Genomic DNA, 13,260 nt, shown 5'->3' with positions numbered 1-13,260 from the left:
TATCCCTTATTAAGGTTAGCTCTTTTTACAATAAAACGATGGAGATGTTGATTGCAAACATGGTATTTCAATAAATTAATGAGATTAAATGAAACGCAATGTTCGCAAAGGAATTCATTAATATGTATTATTTTCAGTTCGCAAAGGCACTTCGTTCAGCAAAGCTTGTGTTTTCTTTGCTAAGTGGAACCATCTTGTAGATTATTATGTTGAAAGCCAATAAAAAAACGGACTCAAAAAAATTGAATCCGTTTTGTATTTATTTTATTATTCCGTTCTAAATCTTGGTCAGCTTGGCATATTTCAGGATCAGGTTTTTCTCACCCTCATGCATGAAAACCACTTTTGCTTTGATATTCTGAGGATCAGTGCCGTCCAGGAAAGTAACTTCTCCTATTCCGAAGCGGTCATGTCTCACCTTATCCCCCACTTCTATATCCTGGGAAGACGCTCCGCTTGGATTGATAATTTTGGCTGTGCTCACCGGTTTCAGTTTTCTTGGCTCCGGAGCCGGTTTAGAATTGTCTCCCCTATCGATAGTTTTTTTCTCAACTTTTTTGAAACTTTTTACTTCGGAAGGATATTCATCAAAAATATTGGACTTAACACCTGAGTTATTGATAAATCTTTTTTCCAGTGCAGGATTAAGGAATTCAATATATTCATCATCAATCTCACTTAAGAATCTTGACGGCTCGGCATCGGTAATTTTTCCCCATTGAAAACGGGATATGGCATATGAGAAAAATACCTGTTTTTCTGCTCTTGTCAACGCTACATAGAAGAGTCTTCTTTCTTCTTCCAGATCTTCTCTGGTTGCAGAGCTCATAAAGCTCGGGAAAAGGTTTTCTTCAAGTCCTACCAAATGTACTACCGGGAATTCCAATCCTTTTGAAAGGTGAATCGTCATCAATGAGACCATATCCTCTTCAAGATTTTTATCCTGTGTATCCGCAGAAAGAGCAATATTCTCAAGGAAATTGGAAAGGCTCGGGTCTCCGTCTTCTACCTGCATCTGCTCTTCAATAAACCCCTGCATCGAGTTCATCAATTCCTGAACGTTTTCCACCCGGGAGATTCCTTCCGGCGTCTGGTCATCTTTCAGAAACTTGATCAGTCCGCTTCGCTTGGCCACTTCCATAGCTACACTGTAAGCTGTTTCCGTTTTCAGTAAAACCCGGAAAGCCTTTATCATCGACCAGAAGTCATTCAGCTTATTTAAAACGCCATTGTTCAATCCTAGCTGAGGAGCATACATGGGAAGATTATCCAGAACTTTCGATACTGAAATATTCTGCGCATCTGCAAAAACGATCAGCTTGTTCTGTGTAGTTTCCCCGATCCCTCTTGTTGGATAGTTAATAATCCTCATCAATGCTTCGGAATCATTTTCATTGATCAGAAGACGAAGGTAGGCAATCAGGTCTTTTACTTCTTTTCTCTGGTAGAAAGAAAGACCTCCATATACTTTGTACGGAATATTTTTACGCCTCAAAGCATCTTCAAATGCTCTGGTCTGAGAATTTGTTCTGTATAAAATAGCGAAATCACTATACTTTCTCTGGTCACGGTTGCGGAGTTCCCAGATATTTCCTGCTACGAAGTTGGCTTCATCGGCATCGGAAAGGGAACGGTAAATCTTGATCTTATCCCCTTCTTCATTATCACTGAAAACATTTTTCTTAAACTGCTGCAGGTTTTTTGCAATGACGACATTCGCTGCGTTTACAATATTCTGGGTGGAACGGTAGTTCTGCTCCAGGGATACTGTTTTGGCATCCGGATAATCTTTTTTAAAGTTTAGGATATTATAAATATTCGCCCCACGGAAGGAATAGATCGACTGAGCATCATCTCCTACCACACAGATATTTTCGAACTTTGAAGCCAGCGCTTTTACGATCAGATACTGGGAATGGTTGGTATCCTGATACTCATCCACCATGATATATCTGAATCTGTCCTGGTATTTTGCCAATACTTCCGGAAAACGGGTCAGTAACTCATTGGTTTTCAGCAAAAGGTCATCAAAATCCATAGAACCGTTTCGGAAACACTGTTCAACATATCTTTGGTAAATCTGACCGATGAATTTCATATTCGCCTTTTCATCCGCTTCCATCAGCTCCGGATTGTTGAAATAGGCTTTTACTGTAATGAGGTTGTTTTTATAGGTAGAGATTCTTGCCTGCACTTTTTTTGGCTTATAAAGATCCGCATCGATGTTCATATCCTTCAGTACTTTTTTGATCACATTCAGCGCATCCTGCTGATCATAGATCGTAAAGTTGGAAGGATAGCCCAGATAATGCGCTTCAATCCTCAAAATTCTTGCAAAAACCGAGTGAAAGGTTCCCATCCAGAGGCTTCTTGCATTGCTGTCTCCCACTACTTTCGCAATACGGTCTTTCATTTCACGGGCTGCCTTATTGGTAAAGGTCAGAGCAAGGATATTGAAAGGGTCTACTCCGTTATTGATGAGATGGGCAATACGCATGGTAAGCACACGGGTTTTCCCGGAACCAGCTCCGGCAAGTACCATCAAAGGCCCTTGTAAAGAGGTAACGGCTTCATATTGTGGTTCATTGAGTCCTTTCAGATAATCCATACTGCAAAAAAATTTTGGGAACACAAAATTAATGTATTCAGAGGAGAATTCAAATTTTCGTTTTTGGTTTCAGCAGGTGTTGACAATTTCATCCTCTATTTTTTCACTTGGAAATAATTTTAACTTAATATATTGTCTCAAAAAAATATATAAAACTTTATAATATACAGCATTTTACCGTTTCTTTTTAAAACTGCACAACACATCCCTTAATATTGAATTAATAATGTATATTTACTGTCTAATCTTTAAATATTATTAAAATGGAAAAGCTAAAAAAACTTACCCGAAATGATCTTAAAAAATTAACTGGAGGAGAAGGAAATCTTGTTTGTGGAATGACATGTTCATCCGGTAAAGTAATTTCAATGCATCATTGTGATAGTTGTGCTCCTATGAGTGGAGGGGCAGGAATGGGATGTGGAGTCAGCAGCTCAATATTTGGGCGAGGCCCAGCACAAATGACAATGTATGTTGAAACATGTTAAATCAAAATTCCGTATCTCTCTGTAAATTAGATGCGGAATTTCATTTTAATAAATAGATTAAACTACTAATTCATTTTTTCTTTAGAAATTGTAACAATTAGAACATTTATAGCACTAATTAATAAACAATTTCTAACTTTATGAAAAAGCGATTTCTTTCTTCTGCTGCCATAGCTTTCTTCGGGCTTATGCTGAATGCACAGCAAATCAAATTCGAAGAGTATGATCTTCCCAATGGTCTTCATGTAATTCTCCATCAGGATAATTCAGCACCAGTTGTAACGACTAGTGTAATGTATCATGTAGGAGCAAAAGACGAAGTAAAAGGCAGAACAGGTTTTGCCCACTTCTTTGAACACCTTCTATTCGAAGGAACTCCTAATATCAAAAGAGGAACTTGGATGAAAATTGTTGCAGCAAATGGGGGTGTCAATAATGCTAACACTACCAATGACAGAACTTATTATTATGAAACCTTCCCTTCCAATAACGAACAATTGGGGCTTTGGATGGAAGCTGAAAGAATGCGTCATGCAGAGATTAATCAAATTGGGGTAGATACTCAGAGAGAAGTAGTAAAAGAAGAGAAAAGATTAAATATGGATAACAGACCATATGGAAATCTTTTTACAGCCATTTTAAATAACCTGTTTACAAATCACCCATACAACTGGCCTACGATTGGTTCTATGGAAGATCTTAATGCTGCCAAGCTTGAAGAATTCCAGGCATTCTATAAAAAATACTATGTTCCGAACAATGCCACTTTGGTAGTAGCAGGAGATATCAAGCCTGAGCAAACCAAAAAATGGATCCAGGAATATTACGGAGGTATTCCGAAAGGAACAGTTTATCCAAAGGATTTCCCAAAAGATGCTCCGATCACTCAGGAAAAAGAAGTAACGGCAACAGATCCTAACATCCAGCTTCCGGCTTATGTTTTTGCTTACAGAACCCCTGCTAACAAGGAAAAGGATGCTTACGTTCTGGATATGCTTTCTTCTTATTTAAGTAATGGTAAGTCATCTGTTTTATATAAAAAATTAGTAGATCAGGAGAAAAAAGCGCTTCAGGTAGCTGCTTTCAACCAGGGGCTTGAAGATTACAGTATTTTTGCATTCTTCGCTATTCCAATGGGACAGACTACAAAACAAACTTTACAGGCCGATATTGATGCGGAGATCAAAAAGCTTCAGACCACTCTGATCTCTGAAGAAGATTATCAGAAAATTCAGAATCAGTTTGAAAACCAGTTTGTCAATCAAAACTCAAGCATTCAGGGAATTGCTGCTTCCCTGGCAACCAATCACGTATTGATGGGAGATACGAATCTGATCAATAAGGAGATCGATATTTACAGATCCATTACCAGACAGGACATTCAGAATGCGGCTAAAAAGTATCTGAATTCCAACCAAAGAATCATTATCAACTACGTTCCTGAGAAAAAATAATTTTACCCATGAAAAAGCAATTCACCTATATAGCAGCGGCATTTTTATTTGCAGGAATGCTTTCTGCCCAAAAAATAGACCTTAATGCAATGCCAAAACCGGGACCTACTCCTGCGATCAACATTGCCAAACCAAAGACCTTCCAGCTAAGCAACGGCCTTACTGTAATGGTCGTTGAAAACAACAAGCTTCCCAAAGTAACCACGACTCTATCCATAGACAGACCTCCTTATTATGAAGGAAATATCGTTGGAGTAAGTCAGCTTATGGCAGAACAGCTTGATAACGGAACAACCAATCTGAGTAAGGATGAGTTTAATAAAAAGGTTGACTTTTTAGGAGCTAATATCAGCTTCTCTTCCAGTGGAGCTTCTTCCAATTCTCTTTCAAAATACTTTCCTGAAGTATTAGGACTAATGGCTGACGCCATTGTTAACCCTAAATTCTCTGCTGAAGAAATCCAGAACACTAAGGAAAGAACTATTGAAGGATTAAAGGCTGATGAGAAAAATGCGTCTTCTATTGCTCAGAGAGTATCCAATGCCCTGATGTATGGAAAAAATACTTCAAGAGGAGAATTTGAAACCATAGAATCCATCAATAAGATCCAACTGGCAGATGTTCAGAACGTTTACAATAAATACTATGCTCCTGATAACGCTTATTTGGTTATTGTAGGAGATGTAAAATTCGATCAGATCAAGCCGTTGGTTGAGAAAGCTTTCGGTAGCTGGAAAAAATCAAATACTAAATTTGCGGCATTAGAACCTGCTTCCAATGTTGCCAAAACCGAGGTCAATGTGGTTGACGTACCCTCTGCAGTACAGTCTGTATTATTAGTCGGCAACCTGAACACCCTTAAAATGAAAGATCCGAATTATTTCCCGGCCACGATCGCCAACTATATTCTTGGCGGCGGCGGTGAGGCAAGACTTTTCATGAATCTTAGGGAAAAGAACGGGTTTACTTATGGAGCTTATTCCAATATGAATACAAGCAAGTATTCCCCAGGTTTTACTGCTGAAACGAGTGTTAGAAACGAAGTTACAGATAAGGCCGTTAAGGAAATGATGAATGAGCTTACCGGCATTTCTACCGTAAAGCCTGAGGAATTGGAAAATGCAAAGGCAAAACTGAAAGGTTCTTTCATTATGTCTTTAGAACAGCCGGCTACTATCGCAAGATTTGCTTTAAATCAAAAAGTACAGGACCTGCCTGCTGATTTCTATACCAATTACTTAAAGTCTATTGATAAAGTAACTGCTGCAGATGTTTCCAACGCTGTAAAAACAACAATTCTTCCGAACCAAAGCAGAATTTTCATTGCCGGTAAAGCATCAGACATTTCTGAAGGACTGGAAAAACTGGGATATCCTGTAAAATATTTTGACAAGGAAGCCAACCCAGTAACAAAACCTGCTGCTCAGAAAGTTGATGCCAATGTAACGATCAATTCTGTAGCGGATAAGTACATCAACGCGATCGGAGGCTTGGCCGCTGTTCAGAAAGTAACCTCTATTACTACTGATGCCACTACCAAAGTACAGGGAATGGATATGACGCTGAAGCTGATTCAGGCGAAAGGCGGGAAAATGTCCATGGATATGAAAGTAATGGGCAATACAATTCAAAAAATTGTTTTTGACGGTAAAGAAGGCTATTCGGTAACTCAGGGACAAAAAACCCCTTTGAATGACCAACAAAAAGCTGAAATGGCAGAGCCTGAGCTTTTCCCTGAATTGACATTTGCAAAATCTAAAGACCTGAAGCTGGCAGGTATTGAAAAATACAACAACGAAGATTCCTATGTAGTGAAAGGTCCTAAACACACGTATTATTACAGTGTAAAGACAGGTTTAAAAACAGGAGAGATAAAAGCCGGGGAAGGAGGTTCCATTCCTACAAGCTTTGCTGATTATAAAGAGATTTCAGGAGTGAAATTTCCATTCACGATTATCCAGAATATGGGTGGAATGGATATCAACATGACAGTACAGTCTTGCCAGGTCAACCAGGCAACAGATGCTGATTTTAAATAAAGTAATCCTTTTTATGGATAAAGGCTGTCTCAATTCCGGGACAGCCTTTTTTAGTGGCATATGATTTCGGTTTACACTCTTTAAACCGGCTTCCATTCTCTTATGTCTCACTTTCTATATTGTCTTCTACCTTTATCCAGGCTTAAAAATATTACCTGATTTCTAAAATTTTGCAGTTAATTCATATTTACAGGCATCTTTTTTTGTCGTTCAGTAAAAAAAGATTAAATTTGCCCATTCAAAAAGATATCAGAATTAATGGATACTATATTTACACTATTGATGGTTCTTATTATGATTGCCAGTGTTCTATTGGTAATTATCGTTATGGCTCAAAATCCAAAAGGAGGAGGCCTTTCCAGTACTTTCGGAGGTGCGTCATCTGCACAGTTTGGAGTACAGAGAACCAATGATTTCATGGAAAAAGCAACATGGACTCTGGGCGGAACTATCATCGTTCTTATCATTTTAAGCGTTGTCATCACTGGTAAACCGTCACAGGCGGCTCCAACCCAGCAACAACCGGCGAAGAAAGAAGCTCCAGCGAAACAATCAGCTCCTGCTTCTTCTACAACCACTACAACTCCGGCACAAGCACCTGCTGCTCCGGCTAAATAAGAAAGTTATTATCTTATATAAAACAAAAGCAACTCAAATTGAGTTGCTTTTTTATTTTAACTTGATCTTTTCAATCTTGTGACGGAGCTTTAAACCGGCTTTCAGGAACGAATACTGGACCGGTTTTGTTTCTTTATAATATTTATCAATAAAGATCTGCATAGCTCCATAAAACCTTTCCAGATAGGTCTCATCTTTGATCGTGCTTTCCCCTTTATGATGAAGAATGGAAACCTTACCGTAATAGAAGTTCTTATACCCGTTCTTTAAAAAAGTGTAGCAAAGGTCAATGTCCTCCCCATACATAAAATAGGCTTCATCCAGCCCTCCTATTCTCTGGTATACCTCTTTTTTAGCCAATAAAAACGCTCCTGTGAGCACATCCACTTCTGCAACAGCTTCTTCTTCCAGATCATTTCTGTAATAAGACTTGGAATTATTCTTTTTAAAATTGGTAAACAGCTTTTCAAATGAATTGAACATATCCGGAACCGAACGTTTGCTTTCCGGCAGGAAATTCCCTTCCGCATCATGCATCCGTACTCCCAGACATCCAAAATCTGAACAGGAATCGGCAAAATCCAGCAGATCCTTCATATAAAACCCTTCCAGTTCCGTATCAGGATTTAAAAGCAGTACATATTCGCCTATTGCCGTTTGTATGGCCTGGTTATTCGCTTTTGAGAATCCCCCGTTTATTTCAGAAGAAATAAACCGTACATTGGGAAATTCCGGGATGAGATCACTCCATGAACTGTCTGTGGAAGCATTATCAATGACAATCACTTCATAATCCACCTCTTTTATGTATTTCTGAATAGATAAAAGACAGTTTCTGAGCAATTGGGTAACATTATAATTAACAATAATAACGGACAGCTTCATATTAATCCTTTTCGTTATAAGGCAATCTGTTCATGATGGATCTTCCCAAAGAAATTTCATCCGCATATTCCAATTCATCTCCTACTGAAATTCCTCTTGCAATGCTTGAAAAACTTACATTAAAGTTTTTAAATTTCTTATAAATATAATAAGCTGTTGTATCTCCTTCCATCGTTGCACTCAATGCAAAAATAAACTCCTTCACCTGACCTTCATTCAGTTTCTTTTCAATGCTGGGAATATTCAGCTGGCCAGGGCCTACTCCTTCCATAGGTGATATTTTACCTCCCAGAATCAGATATTTTCCTGAATACTTTCCGGTATTTTCGATCGCGATAACATCCCGTACATCCTCGACAATGCAGATCAGTTCGCCATTTCTCTTTTCATTACTACAGATCTCACAAACGTCAAAATCAGAAAAATTATGACATTCCTTACAATATTTTATTTCGTTAACAAGATTGATCAGGGAATTTCCAAGGCTCACCGCTCTGGAATTGGGTTGTTTCAATAAATGCAGTGCCAGCCTCAAAGCTGTTTTTCTCCCAATGCCAGGTAACCCGGAAATCTCATCAACTGCCTTTGCCAAAACTTTACTTGGGTAATCCATAGATACAAAAATAAGGATTAAAGTTCAAAGTGTAAGAATCAAGGTTTAAAGTTGCGGGTTATACAGTCCCCGTCTCTTGTCTCTTATCTCAAAGTCCTTGTCTTGACTCTTGACTCTTACTCCTTGATTCTCTAAAAAAACCTTTATATTTGCGACTCGAATTAAATATGAAAAAAATAAACTAACATGGTACTCAACAACCTAAATTATCCGCTGGATTTCAAATTCAAAATCACTACATTAGCAAGTGACTTCAACATCACTGACAAAAATGGAAATTATGTAGCGTATGTGCGTCAGAAAATGTTCAAGCTGAAGGAAGATGTGATCGTTTTCAATGATGAGAGCAAGTCGAAGGAGCTTTTCAGAATCAGAGCGAATAAATGGATCGATTTCAATGCATCATACTCTTTAAATGATCTTGTAGATAACAAAAACTTCGGGAGACTGGCAAGAAAGGGAATGCGTTCTATCTGGAAAGCAAGCTATGATATCCTTGATGCCAACGATCAACCTAAGTTTAAAATTCAGGAAGACAATGCCTGGGTGAGATTCTGGGACAGTTTTGTAGGAGAACTTCCTATCATCGGAATGTTTACAGGTTATTTCCTTAACCCATCTTACACAGTAACAGGAATGGACGGAAAAGCCTATTTTAAATTAAAAAAAATGCCTTCATTCTTTGGAAGAAGATTCCAGTTAGACAGGCTCATCGATATTGATGATCAAGAGGAAAGCTTGGTGGTCCTTTCTTTATTAATGATGACATTGCTGGAAAGAGCAAGAGGCTAAACAACAAATCAAACCACAAACACATGAAATACCTAATCATTTTATTTTCTGCCTTTATATTGGTAGCCTGTAAAAAAGACAAAGAAACAGTTTCAGGTTCCGACTCTGCCGACTCTTCAAAGATTGTGAAAGATTCTGCAGCCACACATCCTTCTTCGGAGGAAATTCTGGTAGGAATCCTTCCGTTTCCAAAAGAAATAAAAGAATGTTCCTGTTATTTTGCCAGAAGCAAAGCGGATTTTGAAGCTGAGAAATACATCTATGCAGATGATGCCGGAAAAACAGCCTATATGATGCTGAATGGTAAAAGGCTGGCTATGAACCTTATCTCATCAAGTGATATGGAGGTAGATGAAGAGCTTACCAAAGAAATAGAAAATGATGATTATAAGATCTCTGTAAAAGGTAAGAAAATAAAAGGTGAAGAAGCCTTACTGTTTGAAGGAACGCTGACCATTGAAAAACCGGATGGTACAGTCTTCACAACACCAATCTATGGAGAATGTGGATGTTGATAAAAGCGAAATCGTAAAAAAGCCGATTAGCAAATTTGCGGTTTTGCGATTTCGCCTCCAAATGCATACAAAAATGCTTCTGTATTCCACGGAAGCATTTTTTATTTCGTAAATTTGAGAAAAATAAATTTCAATGGAATTATCTAATATAGAACCGCAAATAATCTGGAAAAACTTCTCCAAATTAAATGCAGTTCCAAGACCATCAAAAAAAGAGGAAAAAGTAATTGCTTTCATCAAAGGATTTGGTGAAGATCTGGGACTCGAAACGACTGTAGATGAAGTAGGGAATGTAATTATTAAAAAACCTGCCACTGTAGGAATGGAAAACCGTAAGTCTATTGTACTTCAGTCACACCTGGATATGGTTTGCCAGAAAAACAATGACGTTAATTTTGATTTTGAAACAGAAGGAATCAAGATGGAGATTGACGGAGATTGGGTAAAGGCAAAAGGAACCACTCTAGGGGCAGACAACGGCTTAGGGGTCGCTACGATCATGTCAATCCTGGAAAGCTCAGATATTCCGCACCCTGCTCTTGAGGCATTGTTCACAATTGATGAAGAAACGGGAATGACCGGTGCTTTAGGATTAAAACCAGGACAATTAACCGGAGACATCCTGCTGAACCTTGATACGGAGGAAGATGATGAGATCGATATAGGTTGTGCAGGAGGTGTTGACGTTACCATCACTCAGAATTATGCTACAGAAACTCCGAAAGGACAGATTGTAAGAATAGAGGTAAAAGGTCTTCAGGGAGGTCACTCCGGAATGGATATCCATAAAGGTTTCGGAAACTCAAATATTATTTTGGGAAGACTTCTTTACAAAGGACTGGAAAAGCAAAATACAGAACTGGTCTCTATTGACGGAGGTGGATTGAGAAATGCCATTCCCAGAGAAGCAGCAGCCGTTATATCAGTGAGAAACGCTCAGGAATTCATTGAAGAGGCTACCATTCTAAAAAAAGAAATTTTAGAAGAATTTGCGTCTGTAGAGCCAGGTCTTCAGATCAATATCGAAAACTCTACTTCCTCTGAAAAAGCAGTTTCCGAAGAAGATTCCAGGAAGATCATCCTTACCCTGAAAGCTCTTCATAACGGCGTTTACAGAATGAGTCCGGATGTAGAGAACCTTGTAGAAGCTTCCAATAATGTGGCAAGAGTTGAATTAAAAGAAGGAGAACTGAAAATATTAAACCTTACAAGATCTTCTGTAGATTCATCTAAACATTCCACGGCAGAGCAATTGAAATCTGTAGCGGAGCTTGCAGGAATGAATGTTGAATTCAGTGGTTCTTATCCGGGATGGAAACCCAAACCGGGCTCAGAGATCGTACAGATCATGGAAAAGATCTATACAGAAAAGTTCAGTGAGAAACCTCATGTAGTAGCTTGCCACGCAGGTCTGGAATGCGGTATCATCGGAGCTAACTATCCTGAAATGGAAATGGTAAGCTTCGGGCCAACCATCAGAGGAGCACACTCTCCTGACGAAAAGGCCAATATCCCTTCCGCTCAGAAATTCTGGAGCTTCCTGAAAGATATTTTAGCGAATATTCCTCAGAAATAGAACATTAAAATAACTATACTGAATATCCAAAGTCTTATGATTTTGGATATTCTTATATATTAATCAAATAAAAAATGATGAAGAATTTTATTCTAATATTATGCTTATTTATTTTTTCAAAAAACTTTTCCCAAACACAAAAATTAATGGGAGAATGGTTTTTGGATAGAGTATATCCATCAAATGGAAAAAATTTAGAAATAAATAATCGTAAATATTCTATCTTTCTTTCTTATAAAATCAAACCCAATGAATTAATAATCAATGACCAGAAGTTTAAGGCTGTTTTTTTAAAGGATCAAATAAAACTGGAAAACAGAGATTTAAAATATTGGTATGAAGATAATTATTTACTTATTCAGGAAGATAATGAAATATATGCCTTTTTAAAAAGAAATGATTTTACCAAAAAAAATCCTGAGTTTAATCCAAAAATTGATTTCATTAAGAATGACACAGTAATCATCGCAAATCAAATAATTAAACCCAGATTTAACAATCAAAAGTCATTTGATGGGTTCATAACATTTAATATTTCAGATAATTCTTACAAAAGTGATGATGATTCATATTTTAAAGCGGAGTTTATATTAACAAAAGATAATAAGATTACTCAAATTAAAATTATTGATCCATATACTCCGCAATATCATTCACAATTTATTCAGGCTTTAAAAAAAGCAGAAGAATACTTTGAAAATCCGTATCGAAAAGATATGGTGATTACTTTTGAAAAATTTTTCCAAAAATGGGTAGGAAATTTAAAAACAAAAGAGGAAAAAGAATTATATTCAATATTAAATACTGGGTATAATTATTTTTATAAAAATAATTTTGAAAAAACAGTAAAGACCCTTAGTAAAATAGATGGAATACAGATACGAGATATTGAATTTAATCCATCTGTACATGAAGCTTATATTTTATTAGGAATATCATATTTAGTCTTAAACCAGAATGATAATGCATGTATAAGTTTTAACAAAGCAGGTAGTATAACAGACTTTGGAGTTAGAAATTATTTAAAAGATTTTTGCAAATAATATGAAAAGTATAACCGTATTCTGCGGCTCAAGTTTCGGGTCGGATGATATTTACAAAGAACAGGCTTATTTACTTGGACAAACCCTGGCAAAACAAGATATACAATTGATTTATGGCGGTGCAGACGTAGGTTTGATGGGAACCGTAGCAGATGGTGTATTAACAGAAGGCGGTAAAGTAACCGGAGTTCTTCCTCATTTCCTTCAGTCTAAAGAGATAGCTCATAAAAACCTGACCGAATTAATCCTTGTAGAGACCATGCACGAAAGAAAGACAAAAATGAACGACCTCTGTGATGGCGTTATTGTGCTTCCGGGTGGTTATGGTACATTGGAAGAATTTTTTGAAATGATTACCTGGGCACAGCTCGGACTTCATAAAAAACCCATCGGTGTTTTGAATATTGACAACTTTTATGATGATCTTATCAAACTGGTTCAGAATATGGTCGATAAGGGCTTTTTAAAACAGGTTAACAGAGATATGCTTCTGATCAGCGATACTATTGACGAACTGCTGGAAAAAATGAGAAACTATCAGGCTCCGACAGTTGGAAAGTGGATTTCTAAGGAGGAAATATAAAAACAAAACCCGTCCGAATAAATCGAACGGGTTTCTTTATTAAGAT

12 protein-coding genes are annotated in these 13,260 nt (G+C 37.5%); 9 read left to right on the top strand and 3 right to left on the bottom strand.

Annotated elements, in window-relative coordinates:
* Positions 1 to 277: 277 nt before the first annotated feature.
* Positions 278 to 2,608, bottom strand: a complete 2,331-nt coding sequence (locus AC4IF5_RS15820) for an ATP-dependent helicase (RefSeq protein ID WP_490736150.1) — start codon at positions 2,606 to 2,608, stop codon at positions 278 to 280.
* 263 nt (positions 2,609 to 2,871) lie between these two features.
* Between AC4IF5_RS15820 and AC4IF5_RS15815 the strand changes: the two genes are divergently transcribed.
* The 4 genes from AC4IF5_RS15815 to secG all read left to right on the top strand — a co-directional run bounded on the left by AC4IF5_RS15815 (position 2,872) and on the right by secG (position 7,207).
* Entirely contained in the window at positions 2,872 to 3,096 is a 225-nt protein-coding gene (locus AC4IF5_RS15815; RefSeq protein WP_490736148.1) for a bacteriocin-like protein, read from the top strand.
* Positions 3,097 to 3,236: 140 nt separating this feature from the next.
* Positions 3,237 to 4,550: a M16 family metallopeptidase gene (locus AC4IF5_RS15810; RefSeq protein WP_490736146.1), complete on the top strand. Its 1,314-nt coding sequence runs from the start codon at positions 3,237 to 3,239 to the stop codon at positions 4,548 to 4,550.
* An 8-nt stretch (positions 4,551 to 4,558) separates the two neighbouring features.
* Entirely contained in the window at positions 4,559 to 6,589 is a 2,031-nt protein-coding gene (locus AC4IF5_RS15805) for a M16 family metallopeptidase (protein ID WP_490736145.1), read from the top strand.
* Positions 6,590 to 6,847: 258 nt separating this feature from the next.
* A complete protein-coding gene (gene secG, locus AC4IF5_RS15800) occupies positions 6,848 to 7,207 on the top strand; it encodes a preprotein translocase subunit SecG (RefSeq protein WP_490736143.1) in 360 nt (119 codons plus the stop codon).
* A 51-nt stretch (positions 7,208 to 7,258) separates the two neighbouring features.
* On the opposite strand, the gene AC4IF5_RS15795 is transcribed toward secG, so the two are convergent.
* Both AC4IF5_RS15795 and recR read right to left on the bottom strand, forming a co-directional pair.
* The gene (locus AC4IF5_RS15795; RefSeq protein WP_490736196.1) at positions 7,259 to 8,098 is read right to left on the bottom strand and encodes a glycosyltransferase family 2 protein; all 840 of its coding nucleotides are present in this window, start codon (positions 8,096 to 8,098) and stop codon (positions 7,259 to 7,261) included.
* Entirely contained in the window at positions 8,094 to 8,705 is a 612-nt protein-coding gene (gene recR / locus AC4IF5_RS15790; protein ID WP_490736141.1) for a recombination mediator RecR, read from the bottom strand. Before recR ends, AC4IF5_RS15795 begins: the two co-directional genes overlap by 5 nt.
* A gap of 186 nt (positions 8,706 to 8,891) precedes the next feature.
* Between recR and AC4IF5_RS15785 the strand changes: the two genes are divergently transcribed.
* From AC4IF5_RS15785 to AC4IF5_RS15765, 5 genes are all read left to right on the top strand, one after another.
* Positions 8,892 to 9,497 carry an LURP-one-related/scramblase family protein gene (locus AC4IF5_RS15785; protein WP_490736139.1) on the top strand — a complete coding sequence of 202 codons (606 nt, stop codon included), beginning with the start codon at positions 8,892 to 8,894 and terminating at the stop codon, positions 9,495 to 9,497.
* Positions 9,498 to 9,520: 23 nt separating this feature from the next.
* The gene (locus AC4IF5_RS15780) at positions 9,521 to 10,012 is read left to right on the top strand and encodes a hypothetical protein (protein ID WP_490736137.1); all 492 of its coding nucleotides are present in this window, start codon (positions 9,521 to 9,523) and stop codon (positions 10,010 to 10,012) included.
* Between the two features lie 133 nt (positions 10,013 to 10,145).
* Positions 10,146 to 11,588 (top strand): aminoacyl-histidine dipeptidase, encoded by a 1,443-nt coding sequence (locus AC4IF5_RS15775; RefSeq protein WP_490736135.1) that lies wholly within the window; start codon positions 10,146 to 10,148, stop codon positions 11,586 to 11,588.
* Between the two features lie 74 nt (positions 11,589 to 11,662).
* Complete coding sequence (locus AC4IF5_RS15770) at positions 11,663 to 12,631, top strand: hypothetical protein (RefSeq protein WP_490736133.1); 969 nt, start codon at positions 11,663 to 11,665, stop codon at positions 12,629 to 12,631.
* Position 12,632: 1 nt separating this feature from the next.
* Positions 12,633 to 13,214 carry an LOG family protein gene (locus AC4IF5_RS15765; RefSeq protein WP_490736131.1) on the top strand — a complete coding sequence of 194 codons (582 nt, stop codon included), beginning with the start codon at positions 12,633 to 12,635 and terminating at the stop codon, positions 13,212 to 13,214.
* Positions 13,215 to 13,260 lie beyond the last annotated feature (46 nt).

Source organism: Chryseobacterium sp. UF-290 (assembly GCF_058245615.1).
Note: the sequence above shows the minus strand (reverse complement) of the source record. Positions and strands in the feature narration are given on the sequence as shown.